The organism is Klebsiella pneumoniae complex sp. WS1778, assembly GCF_049472055.1.
GTDB classification, from domain to species: Bacteria; Pseudomonadota; Gammaproteobacteria; order Enterobacterales; family Enterobacteriaceae; genus Klebsiella; species Klebsiella quasipneumoniae.
Window position 1 is genome coordinate 952,050 of record NZ_JBKGTJ010000001.1, and the last position, 18,814, is coordinate 970,863.

The 18,814-nt window shown below is 58.9% G+C and carries 20 protein-coding genes and 1 pseudogene; 9 read left to right on the forward strand and 12 right to left on the reverse strand.

Annotated elements, in window-relative coordinates; translation table 11 throughout:
• Positions 1–23: 23 nt before the first annotated feature.
• Positions 24–890: a diaminopimelate epimerase gene (dapF, locus tag ACLEXF_RS04890; RefSeq protein WP_043519657.1), complete on the reverse strand. Its 867-nt coding sequence runs from the start codon at positions 888–890 to the stop codon at positions 24–26.
• Between the two features lie 160 nt (positions 891–1,050).
• On the opposite strand from dapF, the pseudogene ACLEXF_RS04895 reads away from it, so the two are divergent.
• Positions 1,051–1,302: pseudogene (locus ACLEXF_RS04895) on the forward strand (hypothetical protein); the annotation flags it as partial.
• Between the two features lie 189 nt (positions 1,303–1,491).
• Entirely contained in the window at positions 1,492–2,946 is a 1,455-nt protein-coding gene (ansP, locus tag ACLEXF_RS04900; protein ID WP_032456141.1) for an L-asparagine permease, read from the forward strand.
• 50 nt (positions 2,947–2,996) lie between these two features.
• Here the strand turns inward: ansP and ACLEXF_RS04905 are convergent, their stop codons facing one another.
• Positions 2,997–3,218, reverse strand: a complete 222-nt coding sequence (locus tag ACLEXF_RS04905) for a YgdI/YgdR family lipoprotein (protein ID WP_002906779.1) — start codon at positions 3,216–3,218, stop codon at positions 2,997–2,999.
• A 148-nt stretch (positions 3,219–3,366) separates the two neighbouring features.
• On the reverse strand, positions 3,367–4,428 hold the full coding sequence (locus ACLEXF_RS04910) for a YncE family protein (protein WP_117129990.1): 1,062 nt from the start codon (positions 4,426–4,428) through the stop codon (positions 3,367–3,369).
• Between the two features lie 257 nt (positions 4,429–4,685).
• Here ACLEXF_RS04910 and pqqU point away from each other — a divergent pair, with 257 nt between their 5' ends.
• Positions 4,686–6,791 carry a TonB-dependent receptor PqqU gene (pqqU, locus tag ACLEXF_RS04915; protein ID WP_017900492.1) on the forward strand — a complete coding sequence of 702 codons (2,106 nt, stop codon included), beginning with the start codon at positions 4,686–4,688 and terminating at the stop codon, positions 6,789–6,791.
• Between the two features lie 68 nt (positions 6,792–6,859).
• On the opposite strand, the gene ACLEXF_RS04920 is transcribed toward pqqU, so the two are convergent.
• Positions 6,860–7,159: a DUF406 domain-containing protein gene (locus ACLEXF_RS04920; protein WP_020481014.1), complete on the reverse strand. Its 300-nt coding sequence runs from the start codon at positions 7,157–7,159 to the stop codon at positions 6,860–6,862.
• Positions 7,160–7,436: 277 nt separating this feature from the next.
• Here ACLEXF_RS04920 and rihA point away from each other — a divergent pair, with 277 nt between their 5' ends.
• Positions 7,437–8,372, forward strand: a complete 936-nt coding sequence (gene rihA, locus ACLEXF_RS04925) for a pyrimidine-specific ribonucleoside hydrolase RihA (RefSeq protein ID WP_214455923.1) — start codon at positions 7,437–7,439, stop codon at positions 8,370–8,372.
• A gap of 61 nt (positions 8,373–8,433) precedes the next feature.
• On the opposite strand, the gene ACLEXF_RS04930 is transcribed toward rihA, so the two are convergent.
• Together ACLEXF_RS04930 and ACLEXF_RS04935 are read right to left on the reverse strand one after the other, a co-directional pair.
• Positions 8,434–9,471: an NADP-dependent oxidoreductase gene (locus ACLEXF_RS04930; protein WP_407259779.1), complete on the reverse strand. Its 1,038-nt coding sequence runs from the start codon at positions 9,469–9,471 to the stop codon at positions 8,434–8,436.
• Between the two features lie 65 nt (positions 9,472–9,536).
• The gene (locus ACLEXF_RS04935; RefSeq protein ID WP_004202756.1) at positions 9,537–10,118 is read right to left on the reverse strand and encodes a helix-turn-helix domain-containing protein; all 582 of its coding nucleotides are present in this window, start codon (positions 10,116–10,118) and stop codon (positions 9,537–9,539) included.
• A gap of 162 nt (positions 10,119–10,280) precedes the next feature.
• Here ACLEXF_RS04935 and ACLEXF_RS04940 point away from each other — a divergent pair, with 162 nt between their 5' ends.
• Together ACLEXF_RS04940 and ACLEXF_RS04945 are read left to right on the forward strand one after the other, a co-directional pair.
• A complete protein-coding gene (locus ACLEXF_RS04940; protein ID WP_004202758.1) occupies positions 10,281–10,799 on the forward strand; it encodes a GNAT family N-acetyltransferase in 519 nt (172 codons plus the stop codon).
• Complete coding sequence (locus ACLEXF_RS04945) at positions 10,796–11,245, forward strand: DMT family transporter (RefSeq protein ID WP_407259778.1); 450 nt, start codon at positions 10,796–10,798, stop codon at positions 11,243–11,245. Before ACLEXF_RS04940 ends, ACLEXF_RS04945 begins: the two co-directional genes overlap by 4 nt.
• Positions 11,246–11,253: 8 nt before the next feature.
• Here the strand turns inward: ACLEXF_RS04945 and ACLEXF_RS04950 are convergent, their stop codons facing one another.
• Both ACLEXF_RS04950 and ACLEXF_RS04955 read right to left on the reverse strand, forming a co-directional pair.
• Positions 11,254–11,487 carry a YdcY family protein gene (locus ACLEXF_RS04950; RefSeq protein ID WP_004202765.1) on the reverse strand — a complete coding sequence of 78 codons (234 nt, stop codon included), beginning with the start codon at positions 11,485–11,487 and terminating at the stop codon, positions 11,254–11,256.
• 16 nt (positions 11,488–11,503) lie between these two features.
• Entirely contained in the window at positions 11,504–13,102 is a 1,599-nt protein-coding gene (locus tag ACLEXF_RS04955) for an ABC transporter substrate-binding protein (protein ID WP_004202766.1), read from the reverse strand.
• 269 nt (positions 13,103–13,371) lie between these two features.
• Here ACLEXF_RS04955 and ACLEXF_RS04960 point away from each other — a divergent pair, with 269 nt between their 5' ends.
• Positions 13,372–14,805 carry an aldehyde dehydrogenase gene (locus tag ACLEXF_RS04960; protein ID WP_094311972.1) on the forward strand — a complete coding sequence of 478 codons (1,434 nt, stop codon included), beginning with the start codon at positions 13,372–13,374 and terminating at the stop codon, positions 14,803–14,805.
• Positions 14,806–14,817: 12 nt separating this feature from the next.
• Here ACLEXF_RS04960 and ACLEXF_RS04965 read toward each other — a convergent pair whose 3' ends face one another.
• On the reverse strand, positions 14,818–15,567 hold the full coding sequence (locus ACLEXF_RS04965; protein WP_017900486.1) for an alpha/beta fold hydrolase: 750 nt from the start codon (positions 15,565–15,567) through the stop codon (positions 14,818–14,820).
• Positions 15,568–15,655: 88 nt separating this feature from the next.
• Positions 15,656–15,829: a GhoT/OrtT family toxin gene (locus ACLEXF_RS04970; RefSeq protein WP_004202771.1), complete on the reverse strand. Its 174-nt coding sequence runs from the start codon at positions 15,827–15,829 to the stop codon at positions 15,656–15,658.
• A 195-nt stretch (positions 15,830–16,024) separates the two neighbouring features.
• Between ACLEXF_RS04970 and yncL the strand changes: the two genes are divergently transcribed.
• Complete coding sequence (gene yncL / locus ACLEXF_RS04975; RefSeq protein ID WP_002906891.1) at positions 16,025–16,117, forward strand: stress response membrane protein YncL; 93 nt, start codon at positions 16,025–16,027, stop codon at positions 16,115–16,117.
• A 51-nt stretch (positions 16,118–16,168) separates the two neighbouring features.
• Here the strand turns inward: yncL and ACLEXF_RS04980 are convergent, their stop codons facing one another.
• Positions 16,169–16,420 (reverse strand): hypothetical protein, encoded by a 252-nt coding sequence (locus ACLEXF_RS04980; protein WP_339110607.1) that lies wholly within the window; start codon positions 16,418–16,420, stop codon positions 16,169–16,171.
• A gap of 487 nt (positions 16,421–16,907) precedes the next feature.
• On the opposite strand from ACLEXF_RS04980, the gene ACLEXF_RS04985 reads away from it, so the two are divergent.
• On the forward strand, positions 16,908–17,030 hold the full coding sequence (locus tag ACLEXF_RS04985; RefSeq protein ID WP_004175940.1) for a small membrane protein: 123 nt from the start codon (positions 16,908–16,910) through the stop codon (positions 17,028–17,030).
• A 340-nt stretch (positions 17,031–17,370) separates the two neighbouring features.
• On the opposite strand, the gene patD is transcribed toward ACLEXF_RS04985, so the two are convergent.
• Positions 17,371–18,798: an aminobutyraldehyde dehydrogenase gene (gene patD, locus ACLEXF_RS04990; protein WP_043520012.1), complete on the reverse strand. Its 1,428-nt coding sequence runs from the start codon at positions 18,796–18,798 to the stop codon at positions 17,371–17,373.
• Positions 18,799–18,814: the final 16 nt, after the last annotated feature.

Genomic DNA, 18,814 nt, shown 5'->3' on the forward strand with positions numbered 1-18,814 from the left:
TGTCAGGCTTACCGCCCCCTCTGTCATGCCTCGTCATTGAAGATGACGCCGCCGCCGACAAAGCAGTCTTTATCCAGCGTCAGGCTGGCGATCTTATGCACCGGACCGCGCATATTCACCTGAAAATCCGCGCCGAAGGTGATGCACAGCTGGCCGCCAGGCATGTTGACATCCACCCGATCGTCCACCTTCCCTAACCGGCGCATGGCGCTGGCCGCCGCGCAGCTGCTGCTCCCGGAGGCCATCGTAAACCCGGCGCCCCGCTCCCAGATACCAATCTTCAGCGTATGGCGATCGACAATTTCCACGAACTGCACATTGCAGCGTTTGGGGAATAAGGGATGATGTTCAATTTGCGGTCCTAAACGATGAACCTGTTCCAGGTCGAGCTTATCCACGAGGACAACGCAGTGGGGATTGCCCATGGAGACCAGCACGACGGACAGGGTTTCATCCGCCAGCGTCAACGGATAATTCACCGCCTCGGGCAAATTCACTAAGGCGGGTAACGCCGCCGGATTGAAATTCGCCCGCCCCATATCCACGCTAATCTGATGAAAATCACTCTCCACGGTGCAATAGACATCTCCGCCCGCCGTGTGCACTAAAAAAGGCTCATGGCCGACGCGACCGATATCAAACAGATAGCGCGCATAGATCCGTAGCCCATTACCGCTTTTCTCCGCCTCGGAGCCGTCCGGATTGATTATACGCAGCGTGGGATGGGTTTGATCGCCGCTGTCGATCAGCAGACCATCGGAACCAACGCCATAGTGGCGATGGCACAGAATTCGAATATGCTCGTTGCTCAGCTGGTCGGCAACGGCGCGATGGCATACCAGGTAATCATTACCCAGTCCGTGATATTTATGAAAGTGTAAGGGGGTCATTGTGTGGGGTCGCCTGGCGCTATGGGTCTGATCTTGCATCTTACAATACCTGCGCCGCCAGAATGAATTAAACACTAAGGCTTAACCGCTCTGTTCATTCTGCTCTTCGGCAGGCAGGCGTCATGCTTCTCCCGTCTGCGCATCCCCGCCGTGACTGACGCTGAAGCCATTTATGCTGGAATATCCGGATATTAACATCAAAAGCACTGATGATAATGGCCAAACGGTGGTCGTCGATGACCGGTTAAACGCTGGGCTGCGACTCGGCGAACAGCTGGCTATCGCCTGTGACCAACGAATGCGCCAGCAGGCGAACTGGCCCCACGCCGTCCCCGGACAGCCTCGCTATTACCCCAGTCGACGCCAACATACCAGCGCTTTCATTCTGTTGCGGGAAACTCTGCGACGCTGATCTCATTGATAAATCTGTCAAATGCTATCGGTAAATGTTTTAGGTGCGTAACTATTAGGTTACGTGTAGGATTCAGCGCCATGTCTGAGCTTATCTCCTACGTCAGAATGATGAGAAAGCCAGCATAATGTGCCAGCCGTCCTCCACACCGGCTGCAAACATGGGCATTGACAGGAAACTGATACATCAATGAATACGAAACACGACACTGCAGCGGAGCACCATGCTGCAAAACGCCACTGGCTCAACTCACACGAAGCGGGTTATCACAAAGCGATGGGCAACCGTCAGGTACAGATGATTGCCATCGGCGGCGCCATCGGTACCGGTTTGTTCCTCGGCGCCGGGGCACGTTTACAAATGGCAGGGCCAGCGCTCGCACTGGTCTATCTGGTCTGCGGCATCTTCTCTTTCTTTATTCTTCGCGCGCTCGGCGAACTGGTTCTCCACCGCCCCTCGAGCGGCAGCTTCGTCTCTTATGCCAGGGAATTCCTCGGCGAAAAAGCCGCCTACGTGGCCGGCTGGATGTACTTCGTTAACTGGGCAATGACCGGGATCGTCGATATCACCGCCGTGGCGCTGTATATGCACTATTGGGGCGCCTTTGGCGATGTGCCGCAGTGGGTCTTCGCCCTTGGCGCGCTAGCCATCGTTGGCACCATGAACATGATCGGCGTGAAGTGGTTCGCCGAGATGGAGTTCTGGTTCGCACTGGTCAAAGTACTGGCGATCGTCGCGTTTCTCGTGGTCGGTACCATTTTCCTCGGCTCCGGTAAGCCGCTGGACGGTAATGCCACAGGCTTCCACCTGATCACCGATAACGGCGGCTTCTTCCCGCACGGCCTCCTGCCGGCGCTGGTGCTGGTGCAGGGCGTGGTCTTCGCCTTCGCCTCCATTGAGCTGGTGGGCACCGCGGCCGGTGAGTGTAAAGATCCGGAGACGATGGTGCCGAAGGCCATCAACAGCGTGATCTGGCGTATCGGCCTGTTTTACGTTGGGTCGGTGGTGCTGCTGGTGCTGCTGCTGCCGTGGAACGCCTACCAGGCGGGACAGAGCCCGTTTGTTACCTTCTTCTCAAAACTGGGCGTGCCGTACATCGGCAGCGTGATGAACATCGTGGTATTAACCGCCGCCCTCTCCAGCCTTAACTCCGGCCTCTACAGCACCGGACGTATTCTGCGCTCCATGTCGATGGGGGGCTCCGCGCCGAAGTTCATGTCGAAGATGAGCCGTCACCACGTCCCTTACGCCGGGATCCTGGCGACGCTGGCGGTGTACGTGGTCGGGGTGTTCCTCAACTATCTGGTGCCGTCGCAGGTGTTTGAGATCGTCCTCAACGTCGCTTCGCTGGGGATCATTGCTTCCTGGGGCTTTATCGTGGTGTGTCAGATGCGTCTGCGCAAAGCGATTAAGGAAGGGAAAGCGGCTCAGGTGAGCTTCAGAATGCCGGGGGCGCCGTTCACCTCGTGGCTGACGCTGCTGTTCCTGTTTAGCGTGCTGGTGCTGATGGCCTTCGATTATCCGAACGGCACCTATACCATTGGCTCCATCCCGTTGCTGGCGGTGCTGTTGGTGGCGGGCTGGTTTGGCGTGCGTAAGCGCGTGCATGCGATTCACAGCACAGCGCCGACGCTTAAGCAGTAAATGGCAGGACTCCCGGTTTGTCCATCGCGGGCAAACCGGGAGGTCAGGACTTAGTTATCCTCAACCAGCTGCGACACGTCGCTGCTGTTAATTTCTCGCTTATTACCAGACTCATCGATATAGCTGGTCATCCCCGTTTCTTTATCCAGCTGCGGCTTGCCGTGAGTCACGATCGTCTGACCGCTTTTGGTGGTCATAACGTAGTTGGACGAACAGCCTGCCAGCAAGGCCAGCATCGCGCCGGCGCAAATCACCATGAATGGCTTTTTCATTTTATCTCCACTGATTACCACTGCCCGCGCGAGGCGGGAAAGGGGTAAGTGTATAACCATCTGGTTTATCAGGCCAATACGCGTTTGTAACAGAGGGTGAGATGCCGGGCGCGACCACCGGTGGCAGTGGTCGTCGCGCCCGGGGACCTTACAGCGCGATGCGGATCACATCGTCCGGGGCGGTGGCCTCTTTCTCACGGCTGGAAGCTTGTTTCACGCTGACGTACAGCGTTTTGCCGTCATCAGAGAGCGCCAGGCTGTTGGGATGGGTCGGCGTTTTAAAGGTCTTCACCACCTTATAACTCTTGCCGTCGATAACGCTCACCTCCCCCGCTTTACGATGCGTCACATAGGCTTCGTTGCGGGTGGGGTTGAACAGCACCGCCAGCGATTCCGGCGCGGCGATTTTCTCCAGCACCTTACCGTCGCGGGTATCGACCACCAGCACTTCCGGCTGCTTGCTGTCGGTAATAAAGGCGCGGTGGCCGGCGGTATCGAGGCTCAGGTTAAGGTAGAAATGCGCCTTGCCGTCATCCAGCAATTTTTTGCGCGACACAATGGTGTTGTTCTCGCTGTCGATGGTCAGCAGTTCGCCGTCGGCGTTGGTGGTATAGAGACGCTTATCCTGCGGGTCGATCGCCAGGCCCGTCGCCATTGCCCCGGTGCCGGTAATGGTCGTTTTCAGCTTCAGGGTAGCGCCATCCACCACCCAAATCACGCTCTCTTTGCCCAGACCGGTAATGTAGACGGTGTTGGTTTGCTCATTGACCGCCAGCTCGCGCGGCTGCAGCGGGCGCACGGTTTCACTGCGCTGACGCTCGTCCAGCACCAGTCGCCCCTTCACGGCGCCGGTTTTGGCGTCAATGGCGGTGATGGTGCTGTCAACGGTATTGCCAAACCACAGCGTACCGGTGGCATGGTTGATAGCGGCGCCGAACGGCTTCAGATCGTTGTGAATAATCTGCGTCACGTCGAGGGTGGTGGGGTCAAGACGATACACAATCCCGCCCTTGTCCAGCGAACGACTCTGCGAAGTGGCAACCCATAGCGCGTTCTCCTGCTGGCTGTAGGCCATTTCGTAGGCCCCTTTTCCGACGGCCTTGCGCAGCATCTCTTCCGCGGCGTGGGCGCTAAAGCTGCCTGCCAGCAGCAGAGAAGTGAATAACAGTGAATGGCGCAGACGCGGCGCGACAAACTGACGTAATGACATGACGACTCCCTTTGATAAACCTGTATGTGCTGACCCGACATCGCTTCCGGCGGCAAAGTCATGGCTCTACCTTGTTTTGAATGAGAATAGTAATCATTATTCTTGTTAAAGTGGAGCGCTAATTGTTGTTGTTCGGTAAATTCGTCAGCCTTGAGCACTATCCGTTAACCAACGGCAGTTAATAATTTTCAAATATTTTACAAACGGGGTAACATATATACATATGTTCCATTTGGTTCGTCTCCCGAGTACTATCGATGAAAATCCTATCCGTGCGACATGCGGCCTTGCCGGCCCTGCTGCTGCCGCTCATCGCCGCCGCCCAGGCCGCCGATGAACAAACCATGGTGGTGACCGCTGCGCCAACCACCGTTTCTGAACTGGATACCCCCGCCGCCGTCAGCGTGGTCAATGGGGATGAGATGCGCCAGGCCGCGCCGCGCGTCAACCTTTCTGAATCGCTAGGCGCCGTGCCGGGCCTGCAGGTGCAGAACCGGCAAAACTATGCCCAGGATCTGCAGCTGTCGATTCGCGGCTTTGGCTCCCGCTCCACCTACGGCGTGCGCGGGCTGCGCATCTATGTGGACGGCATTCCGGCGACCATGCCCGACGGCCAGGGGCAGACGTCCAATATCGATATCGGCAGCGTCGACACCATTGAGGTGCTGCGCGGCCCCTTCTCTGCCCTCTACGGTAACTCGTCCGGCGGGGTGATCAACGTCACCAGCCAGACCGGCACCCAGCCGCCCACCGTGGAAGCCAGCAGCTACTATGGCAGCTTTGGCACCTGGCACTATGGAATGAAAGCCACCGGCGCCGTTGGCGACGGCAGCCACGCGGGCGATGTGGATTACACGGTGTCGACTAACCGCTTCACCACCCACGGCTATCGCGATCACAGCGGCGCGCGCAAAAATCTGGCCAACGCCCGGCTGGGGGTGCGTATCAACGACGTCAGTAAGCTGACTCTGCTGCTGAATAGTGTCGATATCAAAGCCAATGACGCCGGCGGATTAACCGCCGATGAATGGCGCGATAACCCGCGCCAGTCGCCGCGCGGCGACCAGTATAATACCCGCAAAAATACCCGGCAGACCCAGGCAGGTCTGCGCTATGAGCGCCAGCTGAGCGCCCAGGACGATCTCAGCGTCATGATGTACGCCGGGGAACGCGAAACCACCCAGTTCCAGTCGATCCCGCGCGCGCCGCAGCTGAAGCCGAGCCACGCCGGCGGGGTGATTGACCTCACCCGCCACTACCAGGGGATCGATACCCGGCTGACCCATCGCGGGGAGCTGCTGGTGCCGGTCACCCTGACCGCCGGTCTTGACTACGAGAACATGAGCGAGCGCCGCAAAGGCTATGAAAACTTTGTGATGGTCAACGGCGCGCCGCAGTATGGCGAACAGGGCGCGCTGCGTCGTAACGAACGCAACCTGATGTGGAACGTCGACCCTTACCTGCAGACCCAGTGGCAGCTCACCGACAAACTTTCGCTCGATGCCGGGGTGCGCTACAGCTCGGTATGGTTCGATTCGAATGACTACTACATCACGCCGGGCAATGGCGATGACAGCGGCGATGCCAGCTATCACAAATGGCTGCCCGCAGGCTCGCTGAAGTATGCCCTGACCGACGCGTGGAACGTCTACCTCTCCGCCGGCCGCGGCTTCGAGACGCCGACCATCAACGAACTGTCATACCGCTCCGATAACCAGAGCGGCCTTAATTTCGGCCTGAAGCCCTCCACCAACGACACGGTGGAGATCGGCAGCAAGACGCGGATCGGCAATGGGCTGCTCACCGCCGCCCTGTTCCAGACTGATACCGATAATGAGATCGTGGTCGACAGCAGCAGCGGCGGGCGCACCAGCTATAAAAACGCCGGCAAGACCCGTCGTCAGGGCATGGAGCTGGGACTGGATCAGCAGTTTGGCGAGAGCTGGCGCCTGAAGGCGGCCTGGACCTGGCTGGACGCGACCTATCGCACCAACGTCTGCGGCGACGCCAGCTGCAACGGTAACCGTATTCCGGGGATCGCGCGCAATATGGGCTACGCCTCCTTCGGCTATCAGCCTGAGCAGGGCTGGTACGCCGGAAGCGATATTCGCTACATGAGCGACATCATGGCGAATGACGAAAACACCGCCAAAGCCCCGTCCTGGACGGTGGTCGGCCTGACGACCGGCTATAAGTGGAGCTATGGCAGGATGGATATGGATCTGTTCGGCCGGGTCGACAACCTGTTCGACCGCGAGTACGTCGGGTCCGTCATCGTCAACGAGTCCAACGGACGCTACTACGAGCCCGCGCCCGGACGCAACTACGGTATCGGGCTAAACCTCGCCTGGCGCTTCGAGTAACGCTCGACTTCGCCCGCGGATTCGCGGGCGAAGGTGTTATTCTCAGGCGCTGGCGCCCAGGACGCTGATTAAAGCAGGTTTCTCAGGGACAATTCGAAAATGATCTTTTCCGCCTGGCAGGAGAAGGCGATGGACAGATCGAGCTTCACCTCGTCGCCGGCGGCGGCGAGGGTGTAGTCAACCTGCGGCGGTTCACTGGCGGGCGCCGCCGCGGCGGCACGCTCGCGAACGGCGGCTACGGTTGACTCCGCTTCCTCGCGGCTCGGGAATAATTTCTCAGCCCGGTAGACGCAGTCCTCGTTATCAATGATCGTCCCGACATCAATGGCGCAGCCTTTGGTGCTGCATTTATCTACTACATCTTTCATCGTCATAACCTCTTGAGTTTTCTTAAGGATAAGAATCCGCTCGCCGAAAAGCAAACCATTAATATCCGTAAGGATTAGCGATTTTTATTCTATCGCGCCGCGGCGGACGCAAGCTTGCGCCACCGCAAGGCGAGGCCTGATGACGCAGGACCGCCGCGACTAACCGTGCGATTGCCGGTGCAACCGTGCTTGCCATCACACTATTCTGCACACTATCTCGTCTGCTTCGCGCCGCAGCGTTAGTCTGGTCACAGAACAACGCCAACAAGGAGCTGCTATGGCACTGCCGATTATGATTGATTGCGATCCGGGACATGATGACGCGATCGCCCTGGTCCTCGCCCTCGCCTCGCCGGAGCTGGAGGTGAAAGCCGTCACCGCCTCCGCAGGCAACCAGACCCCGGAGAAGACTCTGCGCAACGTGCTGCGTATGCTGACCTTGCTGAACCGCGCGGATATTCCGGTCGCCGGCGGCGCGTGGAAGCCGTTAATGCGCGATCTGATCATTGCCGATAATGTGCACGGGGAAAGCGGACTGGATGGCCCGAACCTGCCGGAGCCGGCCTTTTCCCCGCAGAACTGCACCGCCGTCGAGCTGATGGCCAGAGTGCTGCGGGAAAGCCGGGAGCCGGTGACTCTGGTGGCCACCGGGCCGCAGACTAACGTGGCGTTGCTGCTCGCCAGCCATCCGGAGCTGCACGTGAAGATCGCCCGCATCGTGATCATGGGAGGCGCCATGGGGCTGGGCAACTGGCAGCCGGCGGCGGAGTTTAATATCTACGTTGATCCGCAGGCTGCGGAGATGGTCTTTCAGTCGGGGATCCCGGTGGTAATGGCGGGCCTGGATGTCACCCACCGGGCGCAGATCCTTCCTGCGGATATTGAGCGATTCCGCAAGATTGGCAATCCGGTATCCACTATCGTCGCCGAACTGCTCGACTTCTTTATGGCCTACCATAAGGATGAAAAGTGGGGCTTCGACGGCGCACCGCTGCACGACCCCTGCACCATCGCCTGGCTCCTCAAGCCGGAGCTCTTTACCACCATCGAGCGCTGGGTCGGCGTGGAAACGGAAGGAAAATATACCCAGGGGATGACGGTGGTCGATTACTACCATCTGACCGGCAATCCGCCCAATACCACCCTGCTGCTGGATGTGGACCGCGAAGCCTTTGTCGATCTGCTCGCCCAGCAGTTAGCCTTTTACGCCTGATATGCAGCAGCGCCTCTCTTCCCGGCCGGGAGAGAGGCGCATTCAGGCTAAACCCGGCGTATTAGTCGCCCGCCGCCACGCGGATCACCACCTTACCAAAGTTTTCGCCTTTCAACAGGCCGATCAGCGCCTGCGGCGCCTGCTCCAGACCGTCAATCAGCTGTTCGCGATATTTAATTTTCCCCTCCTGCACCCAGCGCCCCATCTGCTGCTGGAATTCCGCGATCCGATGCCCGTAATCCTGGCCGATAATAAAGCCCTGCATCCGGATGCGTTTCTTGAGGATGGTCGCCATCAGCAACGGCAGACGATCCGGCCCATCCGGCAGACCGGTGGCGTTATAGCCGCTCACCAGCCCGCAGACCGGAACCCGCGCCGCGGTGTTGAGCAGCGGCAGCACCGCGTCAAACACCTTGCCGCCGACGTTTTCGTAGTAGACGTCAATGCCCTGCGGGCAGGCCTGGGCCAGCTGTTCGGCAAAGTCCGCCGCGCGATGGTCAAGGCAGACATCAAAGCCTAAGGTGTCAACCGCATAGCGACACTTCTCCGCGCCGCCGGCGATGCCGACGGTACGGCAGCCCTTAATTTTGCCGATCTGTCCGACCGTGGCGCCCACCGGCCCGGTGGCCGCAGCGACCACCAGCGTGTCACCCGCCTTCGGCTGGCCAATGTCCAGCAACCCCATGTAGGCGGTGAAGCCCGGCATCCCCAGAACCCCCAGCGACCAGGACGGGTGCTGCGGGTTGTCCCCCAGCTTCACCAGTCCGCTGCCGTCGGAAAGCTCATAATCCTGCCAGCCGCTGTAGCCCAGCACCCAGTCGCCTGGTTGAAAATCATCATGCTGCGAGGTCACGACGCGACTCACGGTCCCGCCCACCATCACCGCGCCAATGGCCACCGGCGGTGAATAGGACGGCGCGTCGCTCATCCGCCCGCGCATATAGGGATCCAGCGATAAATAAACGGTACGCAGCAGAACCTGGCCCGGCCCTGGCGTCGGTACCTCGCTCTCTTCCAGGCGGAAATGCTCTGCCGTCGGTTCACCATGGGGACGGGAAGCCAGTACCCAGCGGCGATGGCGTTGCGTTTGTTCTGTCATAGCAAACTCCTCTTGTTAGCAGACTGTACTGAGGCTAGCTGCTTTATGCGCAATGCGCTTTAACATTAAGAGCCGGATGGCGATTGATTAAGGCGCACCACCAGATAGACGCAGGTCTCTGCGGACTCATTGATAAAGCGGCAGTCGTTCGGCGGGCCGAGCTCCAGACAGTCCCCTGTCTGCATCTCGTGGCGGGTATTCCCTTCCATGAACACCAGTTCGCCCTGCTGCAGCCAGATCAGCTGGCGGGCCAGCGCGTAGGACGAGGCCGGCATCGGCACATCGCTGCCGGGCGGCAGCTCGATCTGCACCATGTCAATGGGCAGATCGCTGCGCGGCGAGACGTGGCGACGGAGATAGTGGCTTTGCGGGTCGTGCCACACCGGCTGGCTGGCAAAACGCAGCAGCTTGCCCTCCTGCATTTCCGCCCGGGCGATCAGCGTCGACATACTGATCCCGAAGGCGCCGGAAAGGCGGCCCAGCATTGAGGCCGTCGGGCTGCTTTCACCGCGCTCGATCTTATGGATCATCGCCCGCGAAGCGCCAGCCCGTTCGGCGAGGTCGTTCAGCGACCAGCCGCGGGATTCGCGCTCGATGCGGATGCGCGCGCTAATGCGCTGATTGAGGTTGTCTTCTATAGTATTCATAACGTAACACTATAGTGTGCGCGCAGGCATTACACAACCGCCCGTCGTGCCGCGTAACCCCTGGCCCATCAGGAAAAAATTTGCTGAAAACGGATGACAGCGTGGCGTTCATTATTGTAATAATATCGTACTACTATAGTGTACGAAAAACTGAGGTTTGCTATGTCCATCCGCCCTGCCATTAAAGACGATTGCGCGGCGATCGCCGAGATCTATAACCACGCCGTCGTGCATACCGCCGCTATCTGGAATGACAAAACCGTGGATACCGACAACCGCATCGCATGGTTTGAAGCCCGCCAGCTGGCAGGCTTTCCGGTGCTGGTGAGCGAGGAAAACGGCGTCATCACCGGCTATTCCTCCTTTGGCGACTGGCGCGCGTTTGACGGCTTTCGCCACACCGTGGAGCATTCGGTGTACGTTCACCCCGACCATCAGGGGAAAGGCCTGGGCCGCAAACTGCTGGTTGCGCTGATCGCCGAAGCGCGGCGGCTGAATAAACATGTGATGGTCGCCGGGATCGAGTCGCAGAACCACGCCTCGCTGCACCTGCATGAAACGCTGGGCTTTATCACCACCGGGCAGATGCCGCAGGTGGGAACCAAATTTGGCCGCTGGCTGGATCTCACCTTTATGCAGCTGCAGCTGGATGCGCGCCAGGAACCGGACGGTAAGGCATGAATGCGTCGCTCACCCTCGCCTGTCTGGTGGCCGCCGGCGTAGGCCTGGTACTACAGAACACCCTGATGGTGCGCATCACCCAGTCGGCGTCGACGATCCTCATCGCCATGCTGCTCAATTCGCTGGTGGGTATCGTTATTTTCGTGACCCTGTTACTCCTGCGCCAGGGCGCCGCTGGCTTTCAGGAGCTGGCCCTGAGCGTGAAGTGGTGGATGCTGATCCCCGGCCTGCTGGGGTCCTTTTTCGTTTTTGCCAGCATCAGCGGCTATCAAAACGTCGGCGCGGCCACTACCATTGCGGTACTGGTGGCCAGCCAGCTGGTCGGCGGGTTGATCATGGATTTAATTCGCGCCCACGGCGTACCGCTGCGGGCGCTGATCGGGCCATTATGCGGCGCGGTGATGCTGGTAGTGGGCGCCTGGCTGGTGGCCAGACGCCAGTTCTGAGCGCCTCTTCAGAGGATCGCGCCGCCTTTGGTCAACTGCTCGCGGCGCGCGTCCTGCTCTTCCTGATGCTGTCGGCCATGGTGGGCGATAGCGGTGCGCAGGCGCTGCTGCTGGGTATAGCGCTCCTCACGACTGAGTTGCGCGTCATCGCTCAGGGCGATCAGCAGCTCATTCATATGAGCGATAACCCCCTCGGCAATAGTGTCATCGACTTTGACGATAACCTCATCCAGATGTGCCATCCTGTTCTCCTTTCGCTTAATTCAGCTTCGCTTTGGAAAAATCGCTGCCCATCATGCTCACGCGGTAGCCGCTGACGTTACTGCGGGTGGCATAGAAGGTCTTGCCGGTCGCCAGGGTGATCCACGGCGCCTGCTGGTAGAAGATCTCTTGCGCCTGTTCATAGAGCGTGGCGCGCGCCTGCGGATCGCTCACCAGCAGCGCTTTCTTCACCAGCGCGTCATACGACTTATCGCACCAGCGGGCGGCGTTAGAGCCGGTCTGGATATTATCACAGCTGAGCAGCGTGCCGGCAAAGTTGTCCGGGTCGCCATTGTCCGACATCCAGCCGTACAGCGCGCTATCGTGTTCACCTTTACGCATGCCGGCGAGGTATTCGCCCCACTCATAGCTGACGATCTTCGCTTTCACCCCGACTTTCGCCCAGTCATTTTGGATCATTTCAGCAATGCGTTTTGAGTTCGGGTTGTACGGACGTTGAACCGGCATCGACCACAGGGTCACTTCCGCCCCTTGCTCCAGACCCGCCTGCTTGAGCAGCGCTTTCGCTTTCTGCGGATCGTAGTCGTAGTCCGGGAGGTCTTTTTTATACCCGAGCATGGTGGACGGGATCGGTGACTTCGCCACCGTACCGGAATCGAGGAACACCGCCTTAACGATCGCCTGCTTGTCGGTGGCATAGTTTAACGCCTGGCGCACCAGCACATTATCAAACGGTTTTTTCTCCGTGTTAAACGCCAGGTAGCCGACGTTCAGCGCCTCGACGGCGTGCAGCGCCAGATCTTTATTGCCCTTAATTACCGGGAACTGAACCGGCGAAGGCGCAGGAATAATCTGGCACTCGTTAGTCTGCAGTTTCGCCAGGCGTGTCTCGACGTTTGGCGTGATGGAAAAGATTAAGTGCTTAGTCGGCACCTCGCCTTCCCAGTAGTGGGGATTGGCGATATAGCGGATTTGCGAATCCACTTTATACTGCTGCAGGGCATAGGGTCCGGTACCGACAGGCCAGTTATCAACGTTTTCCGGCGTCCCTTTCTTCAGCATCGCCTCGCCATACTCCGCCGACAGAATAGAGGCGAAGTCCATTCCCCAGTCGGCAAGAAACGCCGCGTTCGGCTCGTTAAGTACGAACTGGACGTGATAGTCATCGACCTTTTTCACCGACTTAATCAGCTTATCGAGGCCCACGTCGTGGAAGTACTCATAGTTCCCCTGCGACACCTTGTGATAAGGATGCTGAGGATCCATCTGGCGCAGCACGGAAAACAGGACGTCGTCGGCGTTAAAATCGCGGGTCGGTTTGAAGAATTTATTGCTGTTGAACTTCACCCCCTGACGCAGCGTGAAGGTCCAGGTCTTGCCATCCTCAGAGACGTGCCACTCGGTGGCCAGCGACGGGATCGGCGTGTTCTTCACCGGGTCAAAAGTGACCAGGCGGTTATACAGCACCTGCGAGCTGGCGACGAACGACGGGCCGGAGCTGGCGATCTGCGGGTTGAAAGACTCCGGGGAGGCCTCTGAGCAATAGACCAGCGTATCATTGCCCGCAGCCCATGCGGCGCTGACCGGCAACAGCGCGCTCAGCAGCAGCGCCAGCGTAGTTTTCCCTGTAGACATGGTTATAAGTCCTGATTATTGATTATAAGAACAGTAATAACAGCACAGCCCCTCGCCACCGGCAAATAATCAATGGCTATCACCTTATGCCAATCGCGCTGAATTTGCTGGTTTAATCGGCGTCGCGCTGCTTTTTGCGTCAGGCACGATTGGGATGTTGTGAGCTACGCACAATTCCGGCAAAAAAATGTGCGATAACCGCCCCGCTCACGCTCGCCATCAGCCGCGACCGGTACACTGGAGGAACCGCAGAACAAGAGGTTATCCCCATGACAATCACCTGCAATCTGTACATTGATGGCCAGTGGCACGATGCCGAAGACCGTCGGACCTTCACCCGGCGCCACCCGGCCCAAGACGATGTCGCTTCGGTTGCCGCTGCCGCCAGTCTCGCCGACGGCAAACGCTGCGTTGTGGCCGCGGCCAGCGCCTTCCCGCAGTGGCGCGATACGCTCCCGGCGGAACGGCGTCGCTTACTGCTCGACGCGGCGGAACATATGCTGTTACGGGAGGCTAAATTTATCGCCGCCATGGCGGCGGAAACCGGCGCGACCGCGCACTGGGCCGGATTTAACGTCCATCTGGCGGCTGATATCCTGCGCGAAGCGGCGGCGCTGACCACCCAGATTGAAGGACAGATCATTCCATCCAACGTGCCGGGCAATCTGGCGATGGGCGTCCGCCAGGGGGCTGGCGTGGTGCTGGGTATGGCGCCGTGGAACGCGCCGCTGATCCTTGCCACCCGGGCGCTGGCGACGCCGCTGGCCTGCGGCAACACGGTGATCCTCAAGGGCGCTGAGCTCTCCCCGGCGACACAAGGATTGATTATCGACGCCCTCGACGCGGCGGGCTTCCCGCCGGGTGTGGTGAACTATCTTACCTGCGCGCCGCAAGACGCGCCGGCGCTGGTGGAGTCGCTGATCGCCCATCCGGCGGTGCGGCGCGTCAACTTTACCGGCTCCACGCCGGTGGGGCGGATTATCGCCCGCACCTGCGGGCAGTATCTGAAACCAGCGGTGCTGGAGCTCGGTGGTAAAGCACCGCTGCTGGTCCTCGACGATGCCGATATCGAACAGGCGGCGGCGGGCGCCATTTTTGGCGCCTTCGCCAACGCCGGACAGATCTGCATGTCCACCGAGCGCATTATTGTCGACAACGCCGTGGCGGAGCGCTTTATCCCTCTGCTGGCCAGGCGCGCCGCCTCTCTCCCCGCCAGCCTGACCGGCCCGGTGGTCGACATGAATACCGTCACCCGCTGCAACGCGTTAATCGACGATGCCTTAGCCAAGGGCGCCCGCCTGCTGACCGGCGGTAAAGCCAGCGATACCCACATGGCGCCGACCTTACTGGACGGCGTCACCCGCGAGATGCGGCTGTGGAACGAAGAGTCCTTCGGCCCGGTAAAAGCGATTATTCGGGTTAATAATGACGAAGAGGCGCTGGCGGTAGCCAACGACAGCGAATATGGCCTTTCCGCGGCGGTCTACAGCCGCGACAGCGCCAGAGCGTGGAACCTGGCGCAACGTCTGCAAACCGGCATTTGCCATATCAATGGTCCAACCGTTCATGATGAAGCGCAGATGCCGTTTGGCGGCTGCAAAGCCTCCGGCTATGGCCGGTTCGGCGGCCGGGCCGGAATTGCAGAATTCACTGAGCTGCGCTGGATAACGCTCCAGACCCAGCCCCGCGAACTGCCTTTCTGACGCCGTCTCCCCTTAGCCGTGACTGGCGATGAGTTGCGCCAGCCCTTCCGGGTTTTCCCACGCCATCGAGTGCCCCGCGTGGGGCACAATCCCGACCGGGATCCCGTGCGCCTCTGCCCGTTCGATATCCGCATAAGGGAGCGACTGCTCGCCGACGATCAGCATCTTCTGACAGCGCAGCTGGCAGAGCTGGGTAAACCAGGGCGTGTCGCTGCCGTTTATCAGGCTGCTGGCGGCTCGCCAGACGGCCCAGGGGGCGCTGTTTTGCAAACAGCCGGCCCACGGCGAGCGCTCTTCCGCCAGCATCCTGGCGTAACCTTCAGCGATAAAGGCCCCCTCTGCCTGCGCCGCAATGCGTCTGCTGTACTCACCGCCTCCGGCGAACAGGTTGGGTTCAGACACCAGCAGCGTCGTCACTCGCTCCGCCAGCAGCCCTGCCGCTTCGATGGCGATGCTTCCACCCATGCTATGCCCATACAGCGCGAAGCGCTGCAGGCGCAGGTGGTTGAGGACCTGCTCCACAGCTTGCGCTTGCTTATGTATGTTGTAACTAAAGTCGTGCGGTTTATCGCTGTAGCCGAAGCCCGGGAGGTCGATAAGTATTTTGCGCCGCCCGTTGAGCGCGGGGTCGCTGGCGACGCGGGGGTAGTCGTAAGAGGACGCGCAGCCGAGGCCGTGGATAAACACCAGCGGAAGCCCCTCTCCCGGGAGATCGAGCCAGCGCAATGTGGCGCCTGCGACGGACGAAAAGAAACCGTTCACCTGTTTGCCTCCATGATAAGGTTACTGTGTTTTTATACAGTAACCTTACCTTTGCCGCCACCCTTTTCTGTCGTCCGCAGCCGGAAGGTTAAAACAGCGAGACGAGCAGCGCCATGGGGAAGCTGAACGGCCAGGTGGCACCGATCAACAGAGCCGCCAGCAGGCGGATCACCCAACTCTCTTTGGTTAAAAACCAGCTAATTACGGCACAGATCACGCCCATAATGGCGTAAAACACCAACATTTTTTGATATAACGTCATTCTTAGTTTTCCTTCCCTGAGGAGCGTTCCATGGTGGGATAATTATCTGCCATGACGTCGTGATTCAGAGATACCTGTATAACAAATTCAGAATCGGGCTCAATATTCAGAACAAAGCCTGATTCGTCTTAATCCGATAGCGCAACCGCGCCCGCCGTACTATACCTTTAGGGGCTTACTCATTAAGGTGGCGTTATGGATGTCTCCAGCAAGACCGTCGTTATGATTAATGTCTGCGCCGCGTTCGCGCTTATCAGCCTGCTGTCGGTGAGATTTGGCTGGTTTTAATCATTTTACTCAGCAACGAAACCTAAAAAAGCAGCCCAGTGGGCTGCTTTTTTACGTGCGGAGGCTGGCGCCATTATCAGGGTCATAAACGCTACGGGCTGAATGGCTTGCGATAATAACCTTGTTCAGCTCAGGGTTATAATGAGGCAGAACATTCACTTTCTCATTATCCCATTCGGCAGCGGCGCAGACGGCCTGCCCCACTCCCGCGTTCTCACAGTCCTGAATACGTTTTGCCGGCGCGTTACCATAGCTCAGCGCCACGGTGCCGATTGCCAGCAGAATAAAAGCCAAAATTTTCACAGCGACATCAACGTTAAAACCGAATATGCATGAAATGATCGCATGAGCGGCGGCGGAAAGTCAAACCCGGGAGCGTGCGCCACCGCGCTGGCGCGTATGGTGGATTGATTCGTCGGTGATTAAATATTGCGAATAAATATCACCCGCTGACTGCAAATATAAAAGCCTTATTTATAGTCGTGAAATAGTTTCTGTTCAGCGCAATCTGATTCATCTGATAAAGATAATATTTCGCCAATCGCAAATGAAAAGATTAGCGCGCGTTGACCGAAAATGCGATATACCACGCTGGCGCTGGATCTGAATAAGATAACAGGCGGCTACAAGCTATTGTAACCAAACCTTTTCCTGTCTGGCCTCGCTGGCCAGGGCCCAAAATAGCGCTAAATGACAACAAATATCATTTGCCTTCTCTGCAGAGAATACTTACATTCATAACTATTGGTAATGTTTTTAGCGCAGTGCGCTTTTATATTTCGAGGTGGATATGTCCGGAATCATCACGCTGGTCATCGCGCTGATCCTGCTGGTCGCGGCGGTGTATAATCTTATTTCCTATATACGTGACCGTCGCAGCGCCAGCTTGCCGAGCAAAAAAACCAAACGCTGAACACGGTTAAAACAAATTCCTCCCTGCTCCAGCGTCGCTGGCATCCTCCTCTTCCTGGCTTACTGTGGATATAAAAAAGCCCCTGCCATCAGGCAGGGGCCGGTATCCGGTCGCAAACCGCGACGTTGCCGCCTCACCCGCCGGGCGCGATGCGCCCAGGGTGGCTGGCGAACCCCATCCGGCGCTTATCTCCGGCACTCACGATGGCTTAGCTCTTGAAGGGGTATCAGAATAATCTCACATCCCCCGCCGCGAGTTTTAACCATTTTTGCCATCGTGACTATTAGCGCACTAACACACCCATTGCGTAATAATCTTTTGCCGCTTAAGGGTCAATCCGTTAGCCATGTTTAACCATCACATGGCGAACCACGGTGTAATCCTCAAGGCCATACATTGACATGTCTTTCCCGTAGCCCGACAGCTTCTGGCCGCCATGCGGCATTTCACTCACCAGCATAAAGTGGGTGTTGACCCAGGTGCAGCCGTACTGCAGCCTGGCGCTGAGCCGGTGGGCGCGGCCAACATCTTTCGTCCACACCGAAGAGGCCAGCCCATACTGGGAGTCATTTGCCCAGCTCAGGGCCTGCGCTTCATCGCTGAAAGGCGTCACGCTGACCACCGGGCCAAACACTTCGCGCTGCACGATAGCGTCCTCCTGCCGGGCGCCGGCGAGCAGCGTCGGCTGGAAATAATAGCCGGCGCCGTCAGCCCGATTGCCACCGGTAACCACTTTAATATGCGGTAGCGCCTTTGCGGCTTCCACCGCGGCGCTGACCCGCTCAAGATGGGCCAGCGAGCTCAGCGGCCCCAGCTCGGTGGCGGCATCCTCCGGCGCCCCCATTTTCAGGCTGGCCACCGCCGCCCCGAGCTTCTCCACCAGCTGCTCATAAATACCCTGCTGGGCGTAGATCCGGCAGGCGGCCGTACAGTCCTGGCCGGCGTTGTAAAACCCGAAGGTCCGAACGCCATCCACTACCGCGTCGATATCCGCGTCGTCAAAGACGATGACCGGCGCCTTACCGCCCAGCTCCATATGGGTACGTTTAATCGACGAGGCGGTATGGCCGATGATATGGGCGCCGGTGGCAATCGACCCGGTCAGGGAAACCATCCGCACTTTCGCGTGAGCGGTCAGCGGATCGCCCACCGTTTTGCCGCGGCCAAACAGTACGTTGATCACCCCTTCCGGGAAGATATCTTTTGCCAGCTCTGCCAGCTTCAGCGCCGTCAGCGGCGTGATCTCGGAGGGTTTTATCACCACACAGTTGCCTGCCGCCAGCGCCGGGGCCAGCTTCCAGGCCGCCATCATCAGGGGATAATTCCACGGCGCGATGGAGGCTACCACGCCCACCGGGTCGCGACGGATCATCGAGGTATGCCCTTCCAGATACTCTCCGGCCGCCATCCCCGGCAGGCAACGGGCGGCCCCGGCGAAGAAGCGGAAAACGTCCGCAATGGCCGGCATCTCATCGTTAAGCACGCAGTGCAGCGGCTTGCCGCAGTTCAGCGACTCCAGCTGCGCCAGGGGCTCCGCCTGCGCCGCGATAGCATCCGCCAGCTTCAGCAGACATTCCGCGCGCGTTTTCGGCGTCGTCTGGCTCCAGGCATCAAACGCCCGATCCGCCGCCTCAACGGCGGCATCCACCTGGGCCGCTGTCGCTTCGGCAATCTCCAGGATCACTTCGCCGGTCGCAGGGTTGTATACCGGCACCTTTTCGCCTTCACCTGCCACTAACTTACCGTTTATTAAGAGGTTGTGTTGCATAGCATTATCCTGTTTC

What these genes read in the sequence shown, in the direction of transcription:
- ACLEXF_RS04910 (WP_117129990.1), bottom strand. Translation starts at nt 4,428, where the DNA reads ATGTCATTACGTCAGTTTGTCGCGCCGCGTCTGCGCCATTCACTGTTA.
- patD (WP_043520012.1), bottom strand. Translation starts at nt 18,798, where the DNA reads ATGCAACACAACCTCTTAATAAACGGTAAGTTAGTGGCAGGTGAAGGC.
- ACLEXF_RS04940 (WP_004202758.1), top strand. Translation starts at nt 10,281, where the DNA reads ATGTCCATCCGCCCTGCCATTAAAGACGATTGCGCGGCGATCGCCGAG.
- ACLEXF_RS04935 (WP_004202756.1), bottom strand. Translation starts at nt 10,118, where the DNA reads ATGAATACTATAGAAGACAACCTCAATCAGCGCATTAGCGCGCGCATC.
- ACLEXF_RS04955 (WP_004202766.1), bottom strand. Translation starts at nt 13,102, where the DNA reads ATGTCTACAGGGAAAACTACGCTGGCGCTGCTGCTGAGCGCGCTGTTG.
- pqqU (WP_017900492.1), top strand. Translation starts at nt 4,686, where the DNA reads ATGAAAATCCTATCCGTGCGACATGCGGCCTTGCCGGCCCTGCTGCTG.
- ACLEXF_RS04930 (WP_407259779.1), bottom strand. Translation starts at nt 9,471, where the DNA reads ATGACAGAACAAACGCAACGCCATCGCCGCTGGGTACTGGCTTCCCGT.
- ansP (WP_032456141.1), top strand. Translation starts at nt 1,492, where the DNA reads ATGAATACGAAACACGACACTGCAGCGGAGCACCATGCTGCAAAACGC.
- ACLEXF_RS04950 (WP_004202765.1), bottom strand. Translation starts at nt 11,487, where the DNA reads ATGGCACATCTGGATGAGGTTATCGTCAAAGTCGATGACACTATTGCC.
- ACLEXF_RS04945 (WP_407259778.1), top strand. Translation starts at nt 10,796, where the DNA reads ATGAATGCGTCGCTCACCCTCGCCTGTCTGGTGGCCGCCGGCGTAGGC.
- ACLEXF_RS04970 (WP_004202771.1), bottom strand. Translation starts at nt 15,829, where the DNA reads ATGACGTTATATCAAAAAATGTTGGTGTTTTACGCCATTATGGGCGTG.
- dapF (WP_043519657.1), bottom strand. Translation starts at nt 890, where the DNA reads ATGACCCCCTTACACTTTCATAAATATCACGGACTGGGTAATGATTAC.
- ACLEXF_RS04905 (WP_002906779.1), bottom strand. Translation starts at nt 3,218, where the DNA reads ATGAAAAAGCCATTCATGGTGATTTGCGCCGGCGCGATGCTGGCCTTG.
- yncL (WP_002906891.1), top strand. Translation starts at nt 16,025, where the DNA reads ATGGATGTCTCCAGCAAGACCGTCGTTATGATTAATGTCTGCGCCGCG.
- ACLEXF_RS04960 (WP_094311972.1), top strand. Translation starts at nt 13,372, where the DNA reads ATGACAATCACCTGCAATCTGTACATTGATGGCCAGTGGCACGATGCC.
- ACLEXF_RS04920 (WP_020481014.1), bottom strand. Translation starts at nt 7,159, where the DNA reads ATGAAAGATGTAGTAGATAAATGCAGCACCAAAGGCTGCGCCATTGAT.
- rihA (WP_214455923.1), top strand. Translation starts at nt 7,437, where the DNA reads ATGGCACTGCCGATTATGATTGATTGCGATCCGGGACATGATGACGCG.
- ACLEXF_RS04985 (WP_004175940.1), top strand. Translation starts at nt 16,908, where the DNA reads ATGTCCGGAATCATCACGCTGGTCATCGCGCTGATCCTGCTGGTCGCG.